Here is a 23358-nt window from a genome sequence, read left to right as displayed (position 1 = left end):
GTTTAAATGCTTACTCATCCGATTCCAGATAACCGGTAATTTCTAAACCAAAGCCATCCATGCTAGGCATTTTACGCGGGGTTGCCATGAGCTTCATTTTTTTAACACCTAAATCTAATAAAATTTGCGAGCCGATTCCATAGGTTCTTAACTCTTGATTATAGCGAGTAGGTTTGTCAGCGTTCTGAATGCGAGTAATTAAATCGGTGTCTGACTCACTATGATAAAGCAACACCATCACACCGCAGGCTGAATGAGCAATGGTTTGCATGGCTTTTAGTGTGTTCCAACTGTGTGATGTACTGGTGCTATCTAGCAAGTCAAATACAGATAATGGCTCATGCACGCGCACCAATGTTTCTTTTTCCGCACTTGGCTGACCGTTGACAATGGCTAAATGCGTTTCTTTGGAAATTTTATCGCGATAAGCAACCAGATGCATTGTGCCATAAGGTGTGCTGATGTCACGTTCTACAGCGCGTTCGATTAAGGTTTCATGTTCACTTCGGTAGTGAATTAAATCAGCAATCGTACCAATCTTAATTTCATGCTGAGCAGCAATCTCAACCAAATCTGGCAAGCGTGCCATTTCACCATCATCTTTTAAAATTTCACAGATTACGCTATAAGGGGCTAAACCAGCTAAGGCGGCCAAATCTGAACCAGCTTCAGTGTGACCTGCTCGTACCAAAACACCGCCATTCATTGCCTTAAGCGGAAAGACATGGCCGGGACTGACAATGCTTTTTGCATTCGCATGTTTGCCAACTGCCGCTTGAATAGTTTTGGCTCGATCGGCAGCTGAAATGCCAGTCGTCACGCCTTCGGCTGCTTCAATTGAAACCGTAAAGTTTGTGCCCAGGCGCGTACCATTGTTGTCGACCATAGGTGGTAAATTTAATTGCTCACATCGGGCTTCATCTAAGGTTAAACAAATTAATCCACGACCATGCTTTGCCATAAAATTGATATTGGATGCCGTCGCAAACTCTGCCGCAATCACAAAATCACCTTCATTTTCACGATTTTCATCATCAACTAGAATGACCATTTTTCCTGCGCTAATATCGGCAATAATTTCTGAAATAGGACTAATTTTTCTGTGTGGCATTTAATTGCTTTCGGTTTCCCACTGCTGCATTCTTTCAACGTAGCGCGCAATTTGGTCAATTTCTAGATTGACTTGGCTACCAATATTGAGTGCGCCGAGCGTGGTTTTGGCTAGAGTATGTGGAATGATGTTAATCGTAAACACATCTTTTTCAATCGTATTGATGGTTAAGCTCACTCCATTAACGCAAATTGAGCCTTTACGTGCGATATACTTTGAGATGGCATGTGGTGCGTTGATTGCCAATAACCAACAATCATTGACTGCCTCAAATCTAACCACTTCACCAACACCATCAACGTGGCCACTCACTAAGTGACCACCAAGCCTGTCGCTAAGCCGCATGGCTTTTTCTAAATTAGCTGGCCCCTTTTTATTGAGGCCGATGGTTACGCTCAGCGTTTCTTTTGAGACGTCTGCTACAAAATGTGTTTGACTAACATGGGTGACGGTTAAGCACACGCCATTAACGGCAATGCTATCCCCTAATTTGACATCGCTTAAGTCAAGTTGATGGGCTTCAATACTGATTTGAATATCGCCATTTGAATATGTGGTTGGTTGTATTTCACCAACCGCTTGAATAATTCCAGTAAACATCCTGCCATTTTACCGTTCTCATTCTATTTTATCCATGCATTAAAAGCCGTCAGCCTTAATTTTTTTTAAAACGCTTGAAATCTTCAAGCCATATGCTGTTAAGATTTCGCAATGTCATTTTTTCGACCACTTTTTTCAACAGTAAGTCTGCCATATGAATGGTTTATTGGTTTTCGTTATACGCGCGCCAAACGTAAAAATCATTTTATTTCTTTCATCTCTTTGACCAGTATGATTGGCATTGCTTTAGGTGTTGCTGCACTCATTATTGTGTTGTCGGTAATGAATGGTTTTCAAGCGGAATTACGCAATCGCATCCTTGGCGTGGCCTCACATATTGAGATTACCGAAAATTCCAATAAACTGAGTCGCTGGCAGTCGTTAGCCAAGCAAGTAGCAGCACAACCCAATGTACAAGCAAGTGCGCCTTATATCATGGCACAAGGTATGTTGAGTTATGGGCAAGCAGTACAAGGAGCCTTAATACGCGGTGTATTGCCCGAGCAGGAAGATAACGTCGCAGATTTAGGTAAAAGTATGCAAGTTGGACAGCTGTCAGACTTGGTGCCAGGTGAGTTTAATATTATCTTGGGCGCCGATTTAGCTTACAACTTGGGGGTGAGTGTCGGTGATAAAGTAGTGCTAATGGCGCCGCAAGGGCAGTTTACACCGACTGGCGTCATTCCGCGCCTGAAGCAATTTAATGTTGTGGGATTGTTCCAAATTGGGATGTATGAGTATGACGCGGGTTTGGCGTTGATTGACATTCAAGATGCTGCCAAGCTTTATCGTATGGGCGATCAGATTTCAGGTTTGCGCTTAAAAATTAACGATTTATTTGATGCGCCTGCGATGGCGATAGAGCTAAACAGACACTTATTGCCACTAGGATCGTATTACATCACTGACTGGACGCGGCAACATGCAAACTTTTTTAAAGCGATACAATTAGAAAAGCGAGTCATGTTTATTATTCTGACGTTAATTGTTGCCGTAGCTGCGTTTAATATTGTCTCTACTTTGGTCATGGCTGTAACCGATAAGCGTGCTGACATTGCAATTATGCGCACGTTAGGCGCCAGTCCAGCCAGCATTATGCAAATTTTTATTATTCAAGGTGCGCTGATTGGTGTTATCGGCACGTTTTTTGGTGCTATCTTAGGTATTGCGATTGCATTGCATATTGATACGATTATTCCGTTTATAGAAAACTTGTTTCAAGTACAGTTTTTAGCAAAAGATGTGTATTACATTAGCGAGCTACCTTCAAAATTAGAATGGCGTGACACTGTGACCATTATCATGACTTCTGTAGTATTAAGTTTCATTGCCACACTGTACCCTAGTTATAAAGCATCCAAGATTAACCCAGCAGAGGCTTTGCGTTATGAATAGCATTGTTTCCTGTCAAGGGCTTAAAAAAACATATGCAGGACTAGATGTCGCTGTATTAAATGGTATTGATTTAACCCTTAACAAAGGTGAGCAAATTGCTATTGTTGGTGCTTCTGGTTCTGGAAAAAGCACTTTGTTGCATCTGCTGGGCGGCTTGGATAGACCAACGGCTGGTGAGGTGGCGTTGCTTGGTAATCCGTTACATACCCTATCTGAGGCAAGAAAAGGTCAAATCCGTAATGACTCTTTAGGATTTGTCTACCAGTTTCATCACTTATTACCCGAGTTTACGGCAATAGAAAATGTCGCGTTACCTTTACTGATAGGGCGCATGCCGCGCAAGCAAGCTTTGTTACAGGCGCAGCAACTATTAGCAAAAGTCGGGTTATCGCATCGTTTAGAGCATATGCCAGGTGAACTATCAGGCGGAGAGCGTCAACGCGCAGCCTTAGCACGGGCTTTAGTGACAGAGCCTGCTTGTATATTAGCGGATGAGCCGACAGGCAATTTAGATAGAGTCACGGCAAACCAAGTATTTGATTTGTTGATTGAAATTAATGCGGTATTGAATACAAGTTTAATTGTGGTTACCCATGATTTATCATTGGCAAGTAAAATGCAACGGCAATATCGATTAGAAGATGGTTATTTACAACCATTGATTTAACGCTTCTTAGTCAGTTTTTGTAGCAAACGCATTAAGATTGAGCGCTGGTCAGCTCTTTTATGACGCGACTCAATATTTAAGAAGCAATAATTAAAAAGCAATAATAAGAACGAATAATAAGAACAAAAAATAACGATGCTCATATTCATTGTTGCAGCTTTTGTGGCTGGTGTTTGGTTATTGCAGCAGCAACCAAGTTTGCCTGCAATGTCTTGGGTTCTGGTTCCAGCCTGTCTGCTTATCGTCATTGCATATAAGTTTGAAAGTCAGCAATGGCATATCAAACGCATACTGATTGTGTTGACAGTAGCTTGGCTTGGCTTTTTTTACGCGGCTGGCTTTGCCACGCTCAGATTAAGTGACGCCTTGCCAAGGTCGTGGGAGCAGCAAGATATTGAGATAATTGGGGTGGTTGCTTCCCTATCAGAGGTCACTCATCGCGGTGAGCAGTTTCGTTTTGACGTCGAGCAGGTCATTACGCCTAACGCACAAGTCCCCAAACACATAGCGCTGACTGATTACCAACGTCACCTTTGGCATCAATTGGCAGAGGAGGCCGATCAATTACCTTTATTAACACCTTCAATATTTAGTGCGGGGCAACGGTGGCGATTAACCGTGAGATTGAAACGTCCGCACACCACTTATAACCCGCATGGCTTTGATTTTGAAGCATGGGCACTCGCTCAACATATTCGCGCTATGGGTTATATACGCAATCAGAATAGACGAGAGAAATTAGCCGATTTTGTATGGCGACCACACTATATGATTGAATACTGCCGTGAAAAAATCGGCAATCGCATCACCCAATCATTAACACATCAACCCTATGCAGGTGTCATTCGCGCCTTGGTGATTGGCGACCATAGCCAGATTCATGCACAAGATTGGCAGGTGTTTTTGCGCACTGGTGTTAATCATTTGATGAGCATTTCTGGATTGCACATCAGCATGTTGGCAGGTTTAGCATTTGGTCTTAAGTTCTTTATCTGGCGACGATTTCCTTATTTAGCAGTGAGATTGCCAACCAAAAAAGCAGCTACTATTGCTGGCGTATTAGCCGCCTTAAGCTATGCTTGTTTGGCTGGTCTATCTGTCCCAACCCAGCGAGCGTTATATATGTTAGCCACTTTTGCCCTTGCACTTTTGCTAAGCAAGCGGGTATCAATAGCACGTATATTGACGATTGCATTGCTGGTAGTGGTATTGCTAGATCCTTGGGCGGTTATTGCACCAGGTTTTTGGTTATCTTTTTGTGCTGTTGCTGTGATTGCTTATGCCACTGTTAATCGCTTGCAATTAAGGCATTGGCTTATTGAAGCGGCTAATACCCAATGGTCAGTCACACTGGGGCTATTGCCACTCCTCATCCTGATGTTTGGACAAGCATCCATGGTTTCGCCGCTTGCTAATGCATTCGCCATTCCGGCCATTAGTTTATTGATTGTACCATTATCAATTGTTGGTGCTTTATTACCGTTCGATTTTATATTACAAGCTGCTCAATGGATACTTGCAGTTTGTATGCAAGCGCTAGTTTGGTTAGCGAGCTTTCCATTTTCAACATGGCAACAAGCATCTGCGCCAATATGGGCCATTGGCTTGGCAATTATTGGTGCATTATGGTTATTGCTACCGCGTGGCTTTCCTCAGCGATGGTTAGGTTTAATATTGATGACACCCATGATATTTGTTGCACCAGACAAACTGTTTGAGGGGCAAATGCAAGTCACTGTATTAGATGTTGGGCAAGGATTATCGGTTGTCATCAAAACCGCAACCCACACCATGGTTTATGAAACAGGTGACCGATATAGTGCAGATAACGATGCAGGTAACAAAGTGATTATCCCCTATCTACGTAGCCAAGGGATTAACCAACTCGATGCATTAGTCATTAGTCACGATGATAAAGATCACAGTGGAGGTGCTGCATCAGTATTGGCGCAAATACCAACTAAATGGCTAGCTAGTTCCTACACACTGCCAAGAATAACAAACACGATGCCAACACAATATACATGCCATAGCGGGCAGAAATGGGTATGGGATAATGTGATGTTTGAAATGATACACCCTATGTTAGACGCGGATGAAGCGCTTACCCTTTCAGACAATAACAGCAGTTGTGTGATGAAGGTTACTAGTCGCTATGGCTCAGTATTACTCACCGGCGATATTGAAAAAGAAGCGGAAGCGATTTTGCTACAAAATTACAAAAATAAGCTAAAAAGTGATGTCATCATCGCGCCACACCACGGCAGTAAAACATCTTCAACAAGCACTTTTATTAAAGCAGTTGGCGCTGAGTATGTTGTTTTTACCGTTGGGTATTTAAATCGGTTTAAACACCCAAAGTCTGATGTGGTTGATCGATATCGAAACAAAGCAGTAACAAGCTATCGATCAGATTATCATGGTGCAATCGTGTTTGATTTTAAAGAGGTAGGCAATTTACAAGTCAATGCCTGGCGATTCAGTCATAGAAAGTATTGGCATGATCAATATTTATGAAGTCTAAACTTGCCCAACGGTACGCATCTAAGCTAAAGTAACGAAAGTTTGTTTTGATGGATTTAATTAAGGAGCTACCACTGTGTGGGAAATTATTATAGCCGCAGGTTGGCCAATTTGGCCGTTGATTTTTGCTTCAATTATTGCACTGGCGATTATTGTTGAGCGTTTTTGGGCGCTACGTAGTGAAATTGTCGCGCCAAGCAATTTACTGCCAGAAGTGAAAAAATGGATGGGACAAGGCGTTATAAATAAAGATAGTCTAGCCAAATTAGAAAGTCACTCACTATTAGGTAAGATATTTGCTAGTGCCCTAGCAAATGAAAAAAATTCAAGAGAAATCACAAAAGAGTCAATAGAAGAAACAGGCCGCGCAGTGGCTCACCAATTAGAAAAATATCTATCAACACTGGGTACAATTGCAACGGTAGCACCGTTGCTCGGTTTGTTGGGTACCGTGATTGGTATGGTGGAACTGTTTGGTGCTTTTACCAACTCTGGACATGATGTCGCACAGTTTGCTCGTGGTATTTCAGTTGCTTTGTACAATACGGCCGCTGGTATTGTTGTGGCGGTACCAGCGATGATTACTTACCGTTTTTTCCGCTCAAAAGTAGATGCATTGTTGTTGGATATGGAACAACAGGCAATCAAATTAGTTGAGATTCTGCACGGCGAACGCTAAGCCGATTAGATTAGTTTAAAGGAATGTGCCAATGAATTTTCAACGTGGAAAAGCAAGCGAAGAACTTGAAATTAACTTTATTCCGTTAATTGATGTGTTGCTAGTCATTATTATCTTTCTGATTGTGAATGCTACTTTTTCACGTACCAGTGAGCTGCAAATTAATTTGCCAACAGCGGAGGCGAGTGCACCACAAGATAAACCATTGATTATTACCGTGGATATTGATGCGACTGGCAAATACATGATTGACTCAAAAGAGTCCGGAGACACCGTGGAAGCGATTGCTAGCGGCTTGCAATCGGCGGTTGGTGATGGTAAAGACCCAACAATTGTGATTAATGCGGATGCTAAATCGACTCATCAATCTGTGGTGAATGTGATGGAGGCGGCGCGTATTGCAAACTACACCCACATCACTTTTGCAACACGATCAGGACCTAGCGATTAATTACTGTCATTCTTTTGTTCAGTTTCCACAAGCTTAATTATGTCGAAACGCTCGCGTAACAAAAACGCATCACCTCAAATCCACAATACTAAAGCGCTGTTTTTACGCATATTTTCTTATGCTTGGCGCTATAAGTATGTTTTTGCTATCACGATGATAGCGACCGCCGTTTTGTCGTTTAGCAATACTGCTTTTTTGGCGATGATCAAAAAAGTGACTGACGAAGGCTTTATGCGCCAGTCAGCAGAGCAAGTGTTTATTCTCCCCCTCATGTTATTCGGATTAATGGCAGTGCGTGGCATTGCTGGTTTTGTTTCTATGTACAGCATGCGCTGGATAGCACGGCACGTGGTCGAAACGTTAAGGAGACAAGCGTTTAGTCGGTTGATGCACATGCCTGTCAGTTTTTTTGATATGCAATCGACTGGCATTATGGTGTCTAAATTAACCTATGATGCAGAAAGGCTGTCTAGTGTAGCAACGCGGACAGCAATGAACGTGTTAAGGGATATTTTGACTGTGGTAGGCTTGGTTGGCTATATGCTTTATCTTGATTGGCGCCTCACCTTGATTTTTGCCATCGTTGCACCGCTTATGGTGCTTTATCTACGAAAAACCACGCCAAAACTACGCGCAAATGCAAAAAAAGTGCAGCTGGCTGTTGGCGAAATGACCAAGGTGTCTGAAGAGTCGATTTCTGGTCAGCGCATTGTTAAAATTTTTGGTGCGCAAGATTATGAAGACCAGCGCTTCTCAAAAGTAGTGATTGCCAACCGCGATTTAGAATTGCGTTCAGCGCGTATTGCAGGGCTCAATAGTTTTGTGATTGAGGTATTAGCGGCGTTAGCGCTTGCATTGGTGGTTTACTACGCATTGGGCCGTTTTACGGTAGGGGAGTTTGCAGCTTTTATTGGCGCACTATTGATGCTTATTTCACCCATCAAACATATTACAGCGGCTAATGAAGACTTTCAAATTGGTTTAGCAGCAGCGCAAAGTGTGTTTGATGTGATTGATGCACCAGTTGAAGTAGATGAAGGTCAACATCAGTTGCAACCTGTTAATAATGGCAGTATTGAATTTAAAAACGTGAGTTTGCGCTATGAAAATGCAAAGCGATTAGCGTTAGATGATTTAAGTTTTACCGTTAAACAAGGTGAAAAAGTGGCGTTGGTTGGTCGATCTGGTGGTGGTAAAACATCGCTAGTCAATTTATTGCCGCGTTTCTATGAGTTGCAACAAGGGCTTATTCTGCTAGATGGCATTGATATTCGCGCATTGTCGTTAAAAGATTTACGTGCCCAATTTTCGCTGGTGAGTCAGGATATTATTTTATTTAATGACACGATTTTTAATAACATCGCCTACGGTGTATTAAGAGACACCAGTGAAGCAGAAGTGATTGAAGCCGCAAAAGCAGCTAACGCATGGGATTTTATCCAGCAGCTACCTAATGGCTTGCAGAATGAAATTGGCGATAGAGGTGTGCGCCTTTCAGGTGGCCAACGTCAAAGGATAGCCATTGCGCGTGCCATCTTAAAAAATGCGCCAATTCTCTTATTAGATGAAGCAACATCTGCATTGGACACTGAATCAGAGCAACACGTACAAGCGGCTTTAGATGTTTTAATGCAAAACCGAACCAGCTTAGTCATTGCACATCGATTGAGCACCATAGAAAATGCCGATAGAATTTTAGTGATGGATAAAGGCAAAATTGTAGAGTTTGGTACACACAAAGCTTTATTAAAAGCGCAAGGCTATTACACCAAGTTATACCAAAAAGAGTTTAGTGAGTAAGTGGCTGATTCGACATGCAAGATTTTATCTTACGCGCTTGGCACCATAAAAATTTTTTTTTCTATTTGGTTTTAATCCCCATTTCTTACTTGTTTTCTGCCATTGTTGCGTTGCGACATTGGGCATACAAAGTGGGTCTATTGCCATCAATACGCTTACCAGTGCCGGTGATTATCGTTGGCAATATTAATATGGGCGGTAGTGGTAAAACGCCAGTGGTGATATGGCTGGTGCAACAATTAATTAAACAAGGCTATACACCTGGGGTGATTAGTCGCGGTTATGGGGGCAATCAGCTACAACCAACAGCGGTCAATCAAGCCAGCTTAGCTCACCAAGTGGGTGATGAACCGTTGCTCATTGCAAGACGTGCCAATTGTCCTGTTTGGATTGGTAAAAATAGAGTGGCTGCAGGGCAAGCGTTGCTTGAAGCGCATCCAGCATGCGATGTCATCATTAGCGATGATGGTCTACAACATTATCATCTACAGCGCACAATAGAAATTGCAGTGGTCGATGATGAAAGTATAGGCCATCAATATATCTTGCCGGCTGGCCCTTTGCGCGAACCGCAGCAACGGCTCAATCAAGTTGACGCAGTGATTAATCACAGCCAACAGCCGATTCAACATGCCTATCAAATGCAATTATGCGGTCAAACATTTTATAATCTGGCTGATACAACCAAAACAGTGACAGCCGACTTTTTTAGCAACAAACAATTAAAAGCCATCGCTGGCATTGGTAAGCCAGCACGTTTTTTTAATACCCTAAGTGATTTAGGTTTAACGGTAGAAGGCTTAAGCTTTGACGATCACCATCAGTTTAGCCAGCAAGATTTGGCGGCCATTCACTGTGAAGCACTGCTAATGACGGAAAAAGACGCCGTCAAATGTCAGTCTTTTGCACAATCACATTACTGGGTGTTGCCAATAGAAGCTAAAATAGACAAGACGTTGTTACCGATGCTGTTAGCAAAATTAAAAACAGCGTCACACTAAGCATACAAGAAAGAGGTGCCCATTATGGATGCAAAATTATTGGCAATATTAGTCTGTCCCGTTACTAAAGGACCATTAATCTACAAAAAAGCGCAGAATGAATTAATCTCCAAATCGGCACGATTGGCGTATCCAGTGCGCGATGGAATACCCGTTTTGCTAGAAGAAGAAGCACGTAAACTAGGACCGGATGAGAAAGTAGAATAGTGTCTTTTAAAGTTGTTATTCCAGCCCGCTACGCCAGCACGCGCCTACCAGGTAAGCCACTATTAGATATTGGTGGCAAGCCCATGGTAATAAGAGTGGCAGAACAAGCCAGCAAAAGCGGAGCAACCAGTGTCATCATCGCCACCGATTTTGAAAAAATATTAGAAGTCGCGCAAGCGCACAATATAGAAGCGGTATTAACCCGTGTCGATCATCTTTCTGGCACAGATAGGATTGCTGAAGTCGCGCAAACCCTCCATTGGCATGACGACGATATTGTGGTGAATGTGCAGGGTGATGAACCATTAATTGATCCGCAGCTCATCCAACAAGTCGCATTAACGCTCGCTCACAGCAAAGATGCCGTGATGGCAACTGCCTGTCATGCCATCCATGATGAAGCCGCAATGCTCAATCCCAATATTGTTAAAGTCGTGTTAGATACCAACGGTAATGCGTTATATTTTAGCCGCTCACCCATCCCCTATCCGCGAGACGATGTGCATAAACAGCAGATAAAAGCCCATCGACACATTGGCATTTATGCCTACCGTGTGGGTTTCCTAAAACAATATGCGCATTTAGAAGCGACAGCACTAGAACAGATAGAAAGTCTAGAGCAATTAAGAGTGCTCTATCACGGCTATAAAATAGCCGTCAGCACCACCAGCAACGCGCCTGCCAATGGTGTTGATACCCAAGCAGATTTAGATGCTGTGCGCCTTATTTTTTCGAGTTAATTGGATAATATACTTTATAAACAGCAACGCTAAAACTTATACGCGTTGCTATCAGATTGATTCGTGTTTTATTTGACAATTAAACCGCTTCGTCGCCTGTTTCACTAGTTCTAATACGTAAAGCTTGCTCTACGCTAGTTACAAAAATCTTACCATCGCCAATTTTGCCGGTATGGGCGGCTTTTACAATGGCATCGATTGCAGATTCTAAAATATTGTCGGCAACAACCAACTCTAGTTTTACTTTAGGTAAGAAGTCGATGGTATATTCCGCACCACGGTATAGCTCTGTATGACCTTTTTGGCGACCAAAGCCTTTGACTTCGGTAACAGTTAATCCGTTGATGCCAATTTCAGATAGTGCTTCACGCACTTCTTCTAGCTTAAATGGCTTAATGATGGCCTCGATTTTTTTCATTTACCTCTCCTGAATACTGGATTAAATTGTACTACTAATTAAAGTTTAATTTACAAGTAATTGGATATCTTCTATCTTTACCAAATCCACGTTGCGTAATTCTCACGCCAATGGGTGCTTGACGGCGTTTATATTCATTTTTATCAATCAATTTTATTACACATTTAACATCCGCTTCGCGGTAACCAAGCTTGATAATATCGTCAGGGCTTAAGTCGTCTTCCACATAAGCTTGCATAATAGCGTCGAGTATTTCGTAAGATGGTAAGCTGTCTTGGTCAGTTTGATTGTCCCGCAATTCCGCACTGGGTGGTCGCGTGATAATACGTTCTGGAATAATGGTTGAAAGGCTATTGCGATAGTTCGCCAATCGATAAACCAAGGTTTTAGGCACATCTTTTAACAATGCAAAGCCACCTGCCATATCACCATATAATGTGGTGTATCCAACCGCTGTTTCGGATTTATTGCCAGTGGTGAGTACAATACTGCCATACTTATTGGATAGCGCCATCAACAGCATGCCACGAATGCGGGCTTGCAAATTTTCTTCAGTGGCATCTTCTTCTCTGCCCTTAAACTCTGCTGAAAGTGCTTGTTTAAAGCTTTCAAATAAAGATTTTATTGGGATTAAACTGTAATCGACATCCACCAGTTTCGCCATTGCTATTGCATCATCTACACTGATGCTGGCAGTATATTGCGATGACATCATCAATACTTTCACCCGATCTTTTCCTAAGGCATCGACTGCAATAGCTAAAGTAAGTGCTGAATCAATACCGCCTGACAGGCCAAGCACAACACTGGGGAATCCATTTTTATTCACATAGTCGGCTAATCCAAGCTTTAGGGCGTTGTAGACCATCGCTTCTAAGCTTAAGGCTGGGATGATCGGACGCGCGACGGGTTGCTTATCTGCGATGACAACATAATCAAGCGTCTCTACAAATGCAGGTAGTTGATGCGTTACTTTACCTTGTGCATTCAAAACAAAAGAAGCACCATCAAATACCAGTTCATCTTGACCGCCAACAAGGTTGGCATAAATCAGTGGCAATCCAGTTTCTTTAACACGCTCGATTAATACTTGATAGCGTGTTTCTAGTTTATCCATATGATAGGGCGAGGCATTGAGTGAGAGTAGAAATTCTGCACCAGCATCTTTTGCCTTTTTTGCAGGTGCAGGCTCCCAGCCATCGGCACAAATCAGAATGCCAAATTTGATGCCGGCCAGCTCAAATACCAATGATTTGGTATCTGGTTCAAAGTAACGATCTTCATCAAATACGCTATAATTGGGCAATATTTGCTTATGATAAGTGGCCTTGATTTTGCCATCTTGAAGTAGGCTGGCGGCATTGAATAGTTGCTTATTTTCATTATGCGGGTGGCCCACCAGCACGGTGATATCTGGGGTAGACTTTGCTATACGATTAATCGCTTTCTGATTAGCAATCATAAAGTCCTGCCGGAATAATAAATCTTCTGGTGGATAGCCACATAATCCAAGTTCTGGCGTAATGATTAAATCCGCACCTTGTTGTTTGGCTTGTTTTGATAACGCGATAATTTTATTTGCATTACCAGTCATATCTCCAACAATCGCGTTGAATTGTGCGATAGCGATTTTCATGAATTAATAGGTTCCACCAGCGTTTTTAATCAGATTAACAATCGCTGGGTTTCCCTGCTTAAGCGCATACACATAAGCAGTAAGTCCATATTTATTACGTGCTTTTAAACTCACTTTATTGTCTAACAGCATTTGGACTAGTGCGAGTGAATTGCTATCTATGGCTAATGCTAGCATGGGCGTGCTTTGCGCATCTTTATGATTAACATCGGCACCATTGTTGATAAGCACGCTAGCCGCATCAACGGCTGATTGGTTAATGGCCCAAGCCAGCGCAGTCCATTCTGATTGGTCTTCTAGCTTAATATTGGCGCCACTTTTTAACAGATATTGTACGATTTCGGTGTTGTTTTTGCGTGCCGCATACATTAAGGCAGAGACGCCAAAAGCGTCTTGCATATCAATATTTGCACCTTGCTCTATCAGGGTAGCAACCGTTGCTAAGTCGGCAGCATTGGTTGCATACATCAGCACGGTTTTACCATCGTCATTTTTTTCATTTGGATCTACGCCATGGCTAATCAACAGCGCTAACGCCGCACTGTTGCCTGAAGTGGCGGCCATACTAAAAGCTGTCCAGCCGCTCTCATCCCGTATGGTTAAGTCAGCACCATTGGCTAATAACACTTTCATGGTTGTTATATGATCTTTTTTTGCAGCAAACATTAAGGGCGTCCAGCCATCAGTATCTTGCGCATTCAAATTGGCGCCTTTATTGATCAATAATTGGGCGATAATCGGCTGATCTTTCCTGGATGCATACATGAGCGCAGTAATATTGTCTTTGTCGGCCGTGTTTGGGCTCATGCCGCTAGCTAATAAGCTATTAACCGTCGCTATATCGCCACTGGCTGAGGCGGTTAATAAATAGGGTATGTCTTCAGCGAAAGCTGAGTGGCTCAATAAGCCAAAGCATAATAAGATGGTAAATGCGTATTTTTTCAATGCTTATCTTTCTTTAAGCTGCATGGCTTGAATAACCGCCTCACCGAGACCGGCTGGAGAATTTGCAACCACTGCACCTGCCCGCTCAAGAGCAATAATTTTGTCTTCAGCACGACCAGACCCACCGGAAATAATAGCGCCTGCATGGCCCATGCGTTTCCCTTTTGGTGCGGTTAAGCCTGCGATATAAGCCGCAACAGGTTTGGTAATATAATGTTTAATATAATCTGCGGCGGCTTCTTCATCACTGCCACCAATCTCACCAACCATAATAATGGCCTCAGTTTCAGGATCAGCTTCAAATAAAGCCAAGCACTCAATAAAATTGAGTCCTTTTACGGGATCGCCACCAATGCCAACACAGGTGGTTTGACCTAGACCCAATGCAGTAGTTTGTTGCACGGCTTCATAGGTTAATGTGCCAGAGCGAGAAACAACACCCACCTTCCCCTTTAGATGAATGCTGCCCGGCATGATGCCAATTTTGCATTCATCTGGTGTAATAATGCCTGGACAATTAGGGCCGATTAATTGAGTTCCATTAGCATCTAATGCCGCTCTTACCTTAATCATGTCTAGCACAGGGATGCCTTCGGTGATGCAAACGACTAACTCAATGCCTGCATCACTGGCTTCTAAAATAGAGTCTGCTGCAAAGGGTGGTGGTACGTATATGACGCTGGCATTGGCTTGTGTCTCACGAACGGCTTCACGTACTGTGTTGAATACCGGTAAGCCAAGGTGGCTTTGACCACCTTTACGTGGCGTGATGCCACCAACCATATTAGTGCCATAAGCAATCGCTTGCTCAGAATGAAATGTACCTTGCTTGCCCGTAAAGCCTTGGCACAACACTCTGGTGTTTTTATTGACCAAAATACTCATGCGACCGCCTTCACGGCTTGCACTGCCGCATCTGTTAAATTTTCAGCTGAGATAATATTCAAACCACTTTCTCGTAACATTTGTTTACCTAATTCCACATTTGTACCTTCTAACCGCACAATAACTGGAATGTTCATTTCTACTTCTTTTACCGCGGTGATAATACCAGTTGCAATAATATCGCAACGCATAATGCCACCAAAAATATTGACTAAAATCGCTTTCACATGCTGATCAGCTAAAATAATTTTAAACGCTTTGGTGACCGTTTCTGCTGTGGCACCGCCACCCACATCTAAAAAGTTTGCTGGCATGCCGCCATGTAGTTTGATTAAATCCATGGTGGCCATTGCAAGACCAGCGCCGTTTACCATGCAGCCAATATTGCCATTGAGTGCAATATAATTAAGGCCAGAATGATGGGCTTCGGCTTCTTTTGCATCATCTTGCGACCAATCACGCAAGCCAGCTAAGGTTTTTTGACGGTATAAAGCGTTGTCATCCACAGTCATTTTGCAGTCGAGTGCAACAAGGTGTCCGTCCGTTGTTACCACGAGTGGATTAATTTCGAGTAATGCTAAGTCATTTTCAATAAATAATTTGTATAAGCCTTTTGCTAGTTTGGTAAATTCATTAATCTGATCGCCTGATAACGCTAATGCAAATGCAAGATTACGTGCTTGAAAGTCAACCAAACCATTTAATGGATCACACACTTCTTGCAGTATTTTTTCGGGTTGATTGGCGGCAATTTCTTCGATATCCATGCCGCCTGCAGAAGAAGCAACCATGACGACACGGTCCAACGCGCGATCTACCAACATAGATAAGTAAAGTTCACGTGCAATTGGTAGTGTTTGTTCAACCAGTACCCGATGAACAGCTTGACCATCTGGTGCGTTTTGATAGGTAATCAAGTTTTTGCCTAGTAGGGCTCCTGCAGTTGCTTGCGCTTCTTGTGCCGATGTCACCAATTTAACGCCACCAGCTTTGCCACGACCTCCCGCATGCACTTGTGCTTTAACGACCCAAGCATTACCTGCGATTTCTTTTGTTGCGGCCGCCGCGGCTTCTTCTGATTGCACTGTTTCACCAATGGGTGTCGCGATGCCATATTGTTGCAGTAGTTGCTTTGATTGATATTCGTGTAAATTCATGATGGGTGCAATTTTTTGATTGTTTATACTAATCTGTATTTTCTCGCAAAAGTGCGTTTGAGGCTAGTGAAAAGCATCTAAACAAAAAGCCATAGTATGTAAACTATGGCTTTGGTGTGGCTTTTGATTAAGGAGACTTTTACAAATCTTGCTCCCAAGCGTTGCCATAATGGGTATCACCATTTTTATATAAAAACATTTGGAACATACTGGTGAACCACATATAGGCTGAAGCAAGGCTATAACCAATACCGCCAATAATCGTAAACCAAGCAAAATGTGGGCTAAGTTTGGTCAGCCACCAAGACAACACGTCAACAATCAAAAAAGCAAAAGGAATGATAATGACAATTAATTTTCTACGTGTTGGAATATTCACAGCGAAACTAAAAATAAACGCCATAAAAAAGAAAATAAAACTGATACCAAATAAATGTATGTGTGAAACACGCGTTAAACCGCTAATGCTTGCCCCCTGATCGGTAGCAGCAACATCTTGTACTTCTTGATAGTTGGTGAAGTTGGGTATGCCAGGAATTTGGCTATGACACATGGTACAGTGTTTTGCAAAAACGGCTTTATAGTGGGTTTCCCACTGTGCTTCAGGCGCTCCACTTTCTGCCCATTTAATAATATCTTGACGTACTTCTATCGGTGCTTTGTCTTGCATGGATCCATTTAATTTAGTCGCTAAAGTGCTACCAGAGCGGTCGCCATAATAGCTGTAGACAATGTCATTGATCGATAATCCTAATTTGCCATCTGCCATACCGTGCGTTAGCATAATTTGTAAGCCTGCCATGCAAAGGCCAATGCCAATAACCAGTAAATAACCCGCAAATAGCGCTTTAATTGGCGCAGGCATATTGGGTAGATTTAACCAAGTCATATTGGATGGTGTGTGCTTCATCTTTCTGCCTTATGTAAAATAGTAAGAAATAATAGCATTCATTCAGATAATCAACCAAACAAATAAGGGATGAAAAGCACCTTAGTTTATGCCGACAAAGCATGCATTGCGCAAGCTGTTATAATTGTTTTTTATTTTTAATTAGCAGATTATTTCATGCGTTTAGTCGTTCAAGGTCGCGCAATCAGCGTGGCCCATCTTACCCATATTCATCGTTTAATTGGCGGCAATACACAGTTTATGCAAATTGGTGAATTTGCTTACTATCTACCCATACATACATCAGAGATTGATGCGGTTAAATCGTTTTGTGTTGAGCAGCAGATTGATTGTGCTATGGTGCCAAATAACCAAGTATTAAGCAGGTTTGGACTATGTGTCATGGATATGGATTCAACTTTAATAGCCATTGAATGTATTGATGAAATTGCCGATATGATGGGTATCAAGCCACAAATAGCTGAGATTACCGAAGCAGCGATGCGCGGCGAATTAGATTTTGCCGAAAGCTTAAAAAAACGCGTAGCCTTACTCAAAGGATTGGATGAAAGTGCTTTGCAACGTGTGATTGATGAGCGTTTTAAGCTTAACCCTGGCGTATTAGATTGGATAAAAGCTTGCAAAGCACATCACATCAAAACCATGGTTGTTTCTGGTGGTTTTACTTTCTTTGCCAACCACTTAAAAAAATTACTTGGGTTGGATTATGCCGTGTCTAACGTCTTAGAAATTGTTGGTGGTAAGCTGACGGGAAAGATTGTTGGCGATATTGTGGATGCCCAACGTAAAGCGCATGAGTTAGTTAAGCTGCGCGATCAATTAGGCTTAACAGCATCCCAAACGATAGCAATTGGTGACGGTGCGAATGACTTGAAAATGATGGCTGTAGCAGGTGTGGGTATTGCTTACCATGCTAAGCCAGTAGTACAAGAGCAAGCGACATACGCAATTAATTATGTTGGGTTGGAAGGTGTTGCTTCATTACTAACAGGTTAAAGCGTTTGAGCAACGCCTGGCTACAATCAAATATGCCAGCACATTTTAAACCGTTTCACCATTTAAGTAGGCAAGCTCTATCTCGGTAAAGCCAGCTTTACGTCTAGCTTCCATATTAAATGGCGGGCGCAATGTTGGTGCTTTATATTGTTGGCATAGGTGTTCAAAAGTAGTAATTGGGTCTAGGTCACGTTGTTGACATAAGTAGTTAAACCAGTAATTGCCAATGGCGACATGGCCAATTTCATCTCGCAAAATAATATCCAAAATATTCGCGGCTTGTATATCGCCTGCTTGGGCGATTTTGTTACGAATAGCTGGGGTAGCATCTAAACCCCGTGCTTCCAAAGTGCGTGGCACGAGTGCCATCCGTGCTAATACGTCCTCTTGTGTGCGCTCTACCATTTCCCATAGCGCGTTATGACCGGAAAAATCTCCATATGCATAACCTAGTGTGTTGAGATGGCAGTTTAACAGTGAAAAGTGATGCGCCTCTTCTGCAGCTACCTTTAACCAATCGCAATAGTATTGTGTGGGCATATTGGCAAAGCGCCATACTGCATCTAAGGCTAAATTAATGGCATTAAACTCAATATGGCACAGTGCATGAATAAGGGCAGCACGGCCTTCTTGTGAACGCATGGAGCGTTTTTTTACAGAAAGAGGATGTACTAATTCTGGTTTATTTGGGCGTCCAGGAATAGGCCTGTTGTTAGCGACTTCGTTACTGGTTTTCCACCCAGTATCCAGCGAAACTTGATTGTTCGTGAATGCTTTTTGCAGGTCAAATACGCCATTTACTTTACGCTGTGGATTATCGGACATCAGCCAATTAAGGGCGCACTGACGCAGCTCCACCGCATCTAATAAACAGCTATTCACCAGAAGAAACCAACAGGTAGGCCATGCTTGCCGCTTGATTAGTCACGAGCGGCAATGATAATTGATCACTAACAACAGTAGAAGCCGATAATGCCCTATGCAATGCGCTTTTTATACCGATTGTTGTGATGAGTAACAAGTCAATTGTCATTCATGATGCCTTTTAATAATAAAATCTATTTGTAGGTATATTGTCTAAATTATTACAAATTTGATTGGTATTAATTGGTGTCTTCTCTTTTAAAGCTGATAGGAATGCTACATCGGTTTTTAGCGCTTCGATGATGTGATCAATCGCCTTACTATAGACTTTTTTACTATACAAATCGGGATTGATATTCACAGGACCAACGACCCGCGCTTCTTTCGTGATACTGGTAATCACTTGCTCCTGCGCACCATAAACACTGGCTGTTAATTTTGCATAATAAATAGCAGATTGTGGATTGTAAAATAGATGTGGTTGAAGCAACATGACTAGGTTGGCATCTTTGGCTGCGTCGGTACGACATTCACTAACATTGCTAAAAAGTGATGTTAACGAAGACATTGCTACTGCTTCAACTAAAGGTCCTTGCATTTGCCAAATGGTTACATAGGGAAAAAACAAAATAGTTGGGTGTTTGTAATGAACGCCTGCAATATGCACAGCAAGCTGTTTGTCTGAAGGTACTTGCGCATGCGCTGATAGGCTTAAGGACATTGAGGCTAATAGCCACATGCTTAATTTAACGATTAGTTTTAACATTTTTTTCCTCTACAATCTTATTCGCTTCATTTGGTTGATAAGTAATACGATAAATGTAGCGAGTTCTATCATCACTAACATAAAGTGCACCATCGGGTCCAACAACGACATCAACTGGGCGCCCCCACGCTTTATTTTCACGCAGCCAACCTGTAACAAAATCGGTTGCTTTAACGGGCTGACCATCTTTAAACTGAAGTCTCACCAATTTGTAGCCACTTAATTGTTGACGGTTCCATGACCCATGTAATGCGACAATCGCATCTTGATTAAATTCCTCGGGAAACTGACTTTTATCTAAAAAAGTAATACCAATCGGCGTGGAGTGCGAAGTGAGCATAAGCGCAGGTGGGGTTGCCAGTTGACAAAATTGGTCTGGCCCCGGGAAATTAGGGTCGATAGTCATACTACCATTTATATTGCCCCAGCAGTGTGGCCAGCCATAGTGTTTCCCGCGTTGAATGTGATTGATGTGTTCTGGCGGCAACTGATCATTGACTGGACCACCTTTTTTGTCTGAGCGCATATCGGCACCATTATTGGTTGCAAACATAGCTTGGGTGATTGGATGCCAAGCAAAACCTTGCGCATTTCTTAATCCGCTTGCCCAAATGGGCGGAAGCTGGCTATGTCGACCAGTCATGGATAATGCCCCAGCAGGCTTGCCATCGATGGTATAGCGCAAGATTGTTGCACGCGTTGGCTCAGATTCATTACACACATTGCAACTTGACCCAACATTGATATATAAATGATTATCTGGACCTAACTTAATTGTTTTGACGCTATGACCGCCAGTTGCTAAAGGGCCAATAAAAGGAGCAGGGTCAGACCATGCATCATGTTGTCTGGTCATTTTAACAATGCCATCTTGATTTGCTACCAGTAAATCATCATTAATAAATGCTAAGCCATTAGGTGCGTTTAAATTAGAAGAAATGACGATAGGCGCTTCTGCAATACCATCGTGGTTGGTATCGGCGAGCATGAGGACTGTATTATTTTTATAAGAAGAAACAAACAAATTACCATCAGGTGAGAATGCCATCATACGCGGGGCAATATCAAGTTTGGCATAGATATTAATCTTAAATCCTTCGGGTACTGATAGTGCTGAGATATCAGGTGCTTCGCTAGCACAGGTCAACGAAGGTAAAAGACTACACATCGCCAATCCCAAGTAATTATTCAGTTTGTATAAAAACATGTTCAGCATTATGTACGCATTTTACGTTAGTACATCAGACCAAATATTGGTTGCCCATGCATTAGCGTATTGACCCTCTTGTTCAGAAGGTGCTAATGATACACCACCGCCATTTGCGGGTACCATGATTTTTTTGCCTGGGCTGTAGCGATAAACATCGGCAACGTGAATGGCACGTTTGTTGTCGACAAAACTGTAACAAGTATTGGCAAAGACAGGTTCTGGATCTGGTCTTCTACCCTGCATCAGTTCGACAATAGCGCTAGCGCAGACGCGGGCTTGTGAGGTTGCCATATGGGCTGATTTAGGTAGGCCTGAGGCCACACTATCGCCAATGACATGTATGTTGGGCGACCGTTTAGATTCATAACTTAAAAAGTCAACTTCACACCATGGGTAATCTGGCTCTAATAAATCGGCTAATTGGGCAGGTTTGCCTGCACGTTGTGGAGGAATAATATTAAGCACATCCGCTTTGATGCTTTCAAAATCGGTAGTCACCGTTTTTGTTGCTAGATCGACATGCGTAATAGGATTATCAGGTCTGTAATCAATGATGTCTTTGTAGTCGCTCTGCCATACTGCCGAGAATAAGCCCTTTTTGGATACGATATCTGGATTCGCATCTAACACAATCACTTTGCTTTTAGACTTATAGGTTTTAAAGTAATGTGCCACTTGGGATGCGCGTTCATATGGCCCTGGCGGGCAACGGAAGGGCAATTTAGGGACATTTAACACAAACACGCCACCATTTGGCATTGCTTCAATTTGTTTGCGTAAATTGACAGTTTGCCAACCGGCTTTCCATGCGTGCGGCACTTGTTGTTGTGCAGCAGAATCTTGTAAATTAGGCAAATCATCATAAATAAAATCAATGCCCGGCGCCATAATGAGTCGGTCATAGCTTATTTCGCCGCGTTGCATTTTAACTTTTTGATCGGCAGTATGAATGCCAATCACTTCATCATGCACCCAGTTAATGCCATAGTTTTTTTTGACAATAGCATAGCTAAACGTTAAATCATTGATACTTTTCCCGCCACCAAGTACTAGATTGCTCATTGGACATGAAACAAATTGTGTATGCTTTTCAATCACGGTCACTGCAATTCTGCCGCCACTCCAAAGTCGAATATATTTAGCTGCTGTTGTACCAGCAAAGCCGCCGCCAATAACCACTACATGACCAATAACAGGTTGCATATTGCCATTGAGCATACAACTTGGCGAGAGTAAACTAGTTAGGCTCAGCCCAGCAAGCTTAATAAAATGTCGTCGATTCAATGGTAGTTGATTGGATTTACTCATCTCTGTGCTTTAAAATTTCTGATGATACTGCTGCATTTGCAGAACGTCTTTGTACGGAAAAGTAATTTGCGAGCGCGTCAATTTCATCGATTGTTAGCCCCCGTGCATGGTGGTGCATGACTGTACTATCACGATCACCAGTTCTAAATGCTAGCATTTGCTTGACAAAATAAGTTGGATCTAAGCCTGCCAGCACAGGGGTAATACTCAAACTGTTGCCTAGTGTGCCGTGGCAAGCTGCGCATGACGCTGCTAGCGTACGGGTATGAATCTGTTTTTGCGATATGGAAATATCTGATTCTGCACTATGTGCAGGAGATAAAGCCAAAGTGGTTATTGCCAGTGTAGCTAATGTAGATGCAACGAGCGATTGACAATAAATGATGGTGTTTTGATGATGTCCGAGATTAAAGAAAATTGATCTGACAAAGGCATGTGGTGAGGTGAGTATTGTTACTTTGGGTAGCATGGTGTTTCAACCCTTTTTTGAGCAATTACGATTAAAACACCATTCTAAAACATAAAGTTGCGATTAGTTTGTGCCCGAAGTCACATGGCTAATTAACAGTATTCGCCTTTACATCCATCATCTTTAACGCCAAGCGCCATCAGATGATCCATCATTTTTTGATCGCCTTCATCACGAAAAAATTGAATTAAAGATAAATCGTTTCTTAGTTTAATATTGATGTCAGCTCCACTTTTTGCCAACAGCGTTGTCATGTCAGTAAAACGATTAAAAGCGGCCAAATGGAATGCGCTATGTTGGGCATTTGGTTGGATATAGTTTAGGTCTGCACCTTGAGCAATCAGAAATTCAACGACTTTTATTTGATTAGTGTTAGCTGCCATTTGTAATGGACTCCAGCCGAATATTTTGTCATTGACAACCTTTGGGTCGGCTTTAACAAACTTTTGTACAGTTTGTAGTTCACCTTTTATCAACGCCTCTCTCCAGATAGCTTCATCATCGTCCGTCATGGCTGAAGCGTTAAAAGATAAGCATAAAGCCATTGCTAGTAAAGCTGTTTTAATCCATTGCATATTGTCATTCTCCAAAACTAATTAATTTTTATAAAATATTATTTT

Annotated in this window: 25 protein-coding genes; 10 read left to right on the top strand and 15 right to left on the bottom strand. The window is 42.4% G+C overall.

From position 1 onward, the window contains the following. Positions 1–10: 10 nt before the first annotated feature. On the bottom strand, positions 11–1111 hold the full coding sequence (ribB, locus tag KFB94_02185; GenBank protein QVL45943.1) for a 3,4-dihydroxy-2-butanone-4-phosphate synthase: 1101 nt from the start codon (positions 1109–1111) through the stop codon (positions 11–13). After that, positions 1112–1711, bottom strand: a complete 600-nt coding sequence (locus tag KFB94_02180) for a riboflavin synthase (protein QVL45942.1) — start codon at positions 1709–1711, stop codon at positions 1112–1114. Positions 1712–1822: 111 nt separating this feature from the next. Between KFB94_02180 and KFB94_02175 the strand changes: the two genes are divergently transcribed. The 9 genes from KFB94_02175 (at position 1823) to kdsB (ending at position 11174) form a co-directional block, all read left to right on the top strand. Beyond that, a complete protein-coding gene (locus KFB94_02175) occupies positions 1823–3106 on the top strand; it encodes a lipoprotein-releasing ABC transporter permease subunit (GenBank protein ID QVL45941.1) in 1284 nt (427 codons plus the stop codon). Next, positions 3099–3773 carry a lipoprotein-releasing ABC transporter ATP-binding protein LolD gene (lolD, locus tag KFB94_02170; protein ID QVL45940.1) on the top strand — a complete coding sequence of 225 codons (675 nt, stop codon included), beginning with the start codon at positions 3099–3101 and terminating at the stop codon, positions 3771–3773. The genes KFB94_02175 and lolD overlap by 8 nt, the downstream gene beginning before the upstream one ends. A gap of 135 nt (positions 3774–3908) precedes the next feature. After that, the gene (locus tag KFB94_02165) at positions 3909–6290 is read left to right on the top strand and encodes a DNA internalization-related competence protein ComEC/Rec2 (GenBank protein ID QVL45939.1); all 2382 of its coding nucleotides are present in this window, start codon (positions 3909–3911) and stop codon (positions 6288–6290) included. Between the two features lie 82 nt (positions 6291–6372). Further along, the gene (locus KFB94_02160) at positions 6373–6975 is read left to right on the top strand and encodes a MotA/TolQ/ExbB proton channel family protein (GenBank protein ID QVL45938.1); all 603 of its coding nucleotides are present in this window, start codon (positions 6373–6375) and stop codon (positions 6973–6975) included. Between the two features lie 31 nt (positions 6976–7006). Beyond that, complete coding sequence (locus KFB94_02155; protein QVL45937.1) at positions 7007–7426, top strand: biopolymer transporter ExbD; 420 nt, start codon at positions 7007–7009, stop codon at positions 7424–7426. A gap of 39 nt (positions 7427–7465) precedes the next feature. Continuing rightward, positions 7466–9226 carry a lipid A export permease/ATP-binding protein MsbA gene (gene msbA, locus KFB94_02150; protein ID QVL45936.1) on the top strand — a complete coding sequence of 587 codons (1761 nt, stop codon included), beginning with the start codon at positions 7466–7468 and terminating at the stop codon, positions 9224–9226. Between the two features lie 14 nt (positions 9227–9240). Then, entirely contained in the window at positions 9241–10227 is a 987-nt protein-coding gene (locus tag KFB94_02145) for a tetraacyldisaccharide 4'-kinase (protein QVL45935.1), read from the top strand. A 24-nt stretch (positions 10228–10251) separates the two neighbouring features. Further along, on the top strand, positions 10252–10434 hold the full coding sequence (locus KFB94_02140; protein ID QVL45934.1) for a Trm112 family protein: 183 nt from the start codon (positions 10252–10254) through the stop codon (positions 10432–10434). Beyond that, complete coding sequence (kdsB, locus tag KFB94_02135) at positions 10434–11174, top strand: 3-deoxy-manno-octulosonate cytidylyltransferase (protein QVL45933.1); 741 nt, start codon at positions 10434–10436, stop codon at positions 11172–11174. The genes KFB94_02140 and kdsB overlap by 1 nt, the downstream gene beginning before the upstream one ends. Before the next feature lie 79 nt (positions 11175–11253). On the opposite strand, the gene KFB94_02130 is transcribed toward kdsB, so the two are convergent. The 6 genes from KFB94_02130 to KFB94_02105 all read right to left on the bottom strand — a co-directional run bounded on the left by KFB94_02130 (position 11254) and on the right by KFB94_02105 (position 17104). After that, positions 11254–11592, bottom strand: coding sequence for a P-II family nitrogen regulator (locus KFB94_02130; protein ID QVL45932.1), 339 nt, complete (start codon positions 11590–11592; stop codon positions 11254–11256). Between the two features lie 34 nt (positions 11593–11626). Next, the gene (locus tag KFB94_02125; GenBank protein ID QVL45931.1) at positions 11627–13228 is read right to left on the bottom strand and encodes an NAD+ synthase; all 1602 of its coding nucleotides are present in this window, start codon (positions 13226–13228) and stop codon (positions 11627–11629) included. A 3-nt stretch (positions 13229–13231) separates the two neighbouring features. Further along, on the bottom strand, positions 13232–14173 hold the full coding sequence (locus tag KFB94_02120; protein ID QVL45930.1) for an ankyrin repeat domain-containing protein: 942 nt from the start codon (positions 14171–14173) through the stop codon (positions 13232–13234). A gap of 3 nt (positions 14174–14176) precedes the next feature. Further along, complete coding sequence (gene sucD, locus KFB94_02115; GenBank protein ID QVL45929.1) at positions 14177–15058, bottom strand: succinate--CoA ligase subunit alpha; 882 nt, start codon at positions 15056–15058, stop codon at positions 14177–14179. Beyond that, complete coding sequence (sucC, locus tag KFB94_02110; protein QVL45928.1) at positions 15055–16215, bottom strand: ADP-forming succinate--CoA ligase subunit beta; 1161 nt, start codon at positions 16213–16215, stop codon at positions 15055–15057. Before sucC ends, sucD begins: the two co-directional genes overlap by 4 nt. A 139-nt stretch (positions 16216–16354) precedes the next feature. Then, complete coding sequence (locus tag KFB94_02105; protein QVL46535.1) at positions 16355–17104, bottom strand: elongation factor-1 alpha; 750 nt, start codon at positions 17102–17104, stop codon at positions 16355–16357. A 177-nt stretch (positions 17105–17281) separates the two neighbouring features. Here KFB94_02105 and serB point away from each other — a divergent pair, with 177 nt between their 5' ends. Continuing rightward, positions 17282–18121, top strand: a complete 840-nt coding sequence (gene serB, locus KFB94_02100; protein ID QVL45927.1) for a phosphoserine phosphatase SerB — start codon at positions 17282–17284, stop codon at positions 18119–18121. Between the two features lie 45 nt (positions 18122–18166). Here serB and KFB94_02095 read toward each other — a convergent pair whose 3' ends face one another. The 7 genes from KFB94_02095 to KFB94_02065 all read right to left on the bottom strand — a co-directional run bounded on the left by KFB94_02095 (position 18167) and on the right by KFB94_02065 (position 23313). Beyond that, positions 18167–18946: a ferritin-like domain-containing protein gene (locus KFB94_02095; GenBank protein ID QVL46534.1), complete on the bottom strand. Its 780-nt coding sequence runs from the start codon at positions 18944–18946 to the stop codon at positions 18167–18169. A 49-nt stretch (positions 18947–18995) separates the two neighbouring features. Further along, entirely contained in the window at positions 18996–19154 is a 159-nt protein-coding gene (locus tag KFB94_02090; GenBank protein ID QVL45926.1) for a hypothetical protein, read from the bottom strand. Between the two features lie 12 nt (positions 19155–19166). Beyond that, entirely contained in the window at positions 19167–19751 is a 585-nt protein-coding gene (locus KFB94_02085; protein ID QVL45925.1) for a hypothetical protein, read from the bottom strand. Beyond that, positions 19732–20967: a PQQ-dependent sugar dehydrogenase gene (locus tag KFB94_02080; GenBank protein QVL45924.1), complete on the bottom strand. Its 1236-nt coding sequence runs from the start codon at positions 20965–20967 to the stop codon at positions 19732–19734. Before KFB94_02080 ends, KFB94_02085 begins: the two co-directional genes overlap by 20 nt. A 12-nt stretch (positions 20968–20979) precedes the next feature. Next, complete coding sequence (locus tag KFB94_02075; GenBank protein ID QVL45923.1) at positions 20980–22269, bottom strand: FAD-dependent oxidoreductase; 1290 nt, start codon at positions 22267–22269, stop codon at positions 20980–20982. Continuing rightward, positions 22262–22597 carry a hypothetical protein gene (locus KFB94_02070; GenBank protein QVL46533.1) on the bottom strand — a complete coding sequence of 112 codons (336 nt, stop codon included), beginning with the start codon at positions 22595–22597 and terminating at the stop codon, positions 22262–22264. The genes KFB94_02075 and KFB94_02070 overlap by 8 nt, the downstream gene beginning before the upstream one ends. 233 nt (positions 22598–22830) lie before the next feature. Continuing rightward, positions 22831–23313 carry an ankyrin repeat domain-containing protein gene (locus KFB94_02065; GenBank protein ID QVL45922.1) on the bottom strand — a complete coding sequence of 161 codons (483 nt, stop codon included), beginning with the start codon at positions 23311–23313 and terminating at the stop codon, positions 22831–22833. Between the last annotated feature and the right edge of the window lie 45 nt (positions 23314–23358).

It is taken from the genome of Methylophilaceae bacterium, from assembly GCA_018398995.1.
Lineage (GTDB): Bacteria > Pseudomonadota > Gammaproteobacteria > Burkholderiales > Methylophilaceae.
Note: the sequence above shows the minus strand (reverse complement) of the source record. Positions and strands in the feature narration are given on the sequence as shown.

Coding starts and splice junctions, on each gene's coding strand:
- KFB94_02080 (QVL45924.1), bottom strand. CDS start 20,967: ATGCTGAACATGTTTTTATACAAACTGAATAATTACTTGGGATTGGCG.
- sucD (QVL45929.1), bottom strand. CDS start 15,058: ATGAGTATTTTGGTCAATAAAAACACCAGAGTGTTGTGCCAAGGCTTT.
- KFB94_02085 (QVL45925.1), bottom strand. CDS start 19,751: ATGTTAAAACTAATCGTTAAATTAAGCATGTGGCTATTAGCCTCAATG.
- KFB94_02175 (QVL45941.1), top strand. CDS start 1,823: ATGTCATTTTTTCGACCACTTTTTTCAACAGTAAGTCTGCCATATGAA.
- KFB94_02165 (QVL45939.1), top strand. CDS start 3,909: ATGCTCATATTCATTGTTGCAGCTTTTGTGGCTGGTGTTTGGTTATTG.
- KFB94_02140 (QVL45934.1), top strand. CDS start 10,252: ATGGATGCAAAATTATTGGCAATATTAGTCTGTCCCGTTACTAAAGGA.
- KFB94_02075 (QVL45923.1), bottom strand. CDS start 22,269: ATGAGTAAATCCAATCAACTACCATTGAATCGACGACATTTTATTAAG.
- lolD (QVL45940.1), top strand. CDS start 3,099: ATGAATAGCATTGTTTCCTGTCAAGGGCTTAAAAAAACATATGCAGGA.
- serB (QVL45927.1), top strand. CDS start 17,282: ATGCGTTTAGTCGTTCAAGGTCGCGCAATCAGCGTGGCCCATCTTACC.
- KFB94_02130 (QVL45932.1), bottom strand. CDS start 11,592: ATGAAAAAAATCGAGGCCATCATTAAGCCATTTAAGCTAGAAGAAGTG.
- KFB94_02095 (QVL46534.1), bottom strand. CDS start 18,946: ATGTCCGATAATCCACAGCGTAAAGTAAATGGCGTATTTGACCTGCAA.
- KFB94_02105 (QVL46535.1), bottom strand. CDS start 17,104: ATGACTTGGTTAAATCTACCCAATATGCCTGCGCCAATTAAAGCGCTA.
- ribB (QVL45943.1), bottom strand. CDS start 1,111: ATGCCACACAGAAAAATTAGTCCTATTTCAGAAATTATTGCCGATATT.
- KFB94_02125 (QVL45931.1), bottom strand. CDS start 13,228: ATGAAAATCGCTATCGCACAATTCAACGCGATTGTTGGAGATATGACT.
- msbA (QVL45936.1), top strand. CDS start 7,466: ATGTCGAAACGCTCGCGTAACAAAAACGCATCACCTCAAATCCACAAT.
- KFB94_02180 (QVL45942.1), bottom strand. CDS start 1,711: ATGTTTACTGGAATTATTCAAGCGGTTGGTGAAATACAACCAACCACA.
- KFB94_02090 (QVL45926.1), bottom strand. CDS start 19,154: ATGACAATTGACTTGTTACTCATCACAACAATCGGTATAAAAAGCGCA.
- KFB94_02155 (QVL45937.1), top strand. CDS start 7,007: ATGAATTTTCAACGTGGAAAAGCAAGCGAAGAACTTGAAATTAACTTT.
- KFB94_02145 (QVL45935.1), top strand. CDS start 9,241: ATGCAAGATTTTATCTTACGCGCTTGGCACCATAAAAATTTTTTTTTC.
- sucC (QVL45928.1), bottom strand. CDS start 16,215: ATGAATTTACACGAATATCAATCAAAGCAACTACTGCAACAATATGGC.
- KFB94_02065 (QVL45922.1), bottom strand. CDS start 23,313: ATGCAATGGATTAAAACAGCTTTACTAGCAATGGCTTTATGCTTATCT.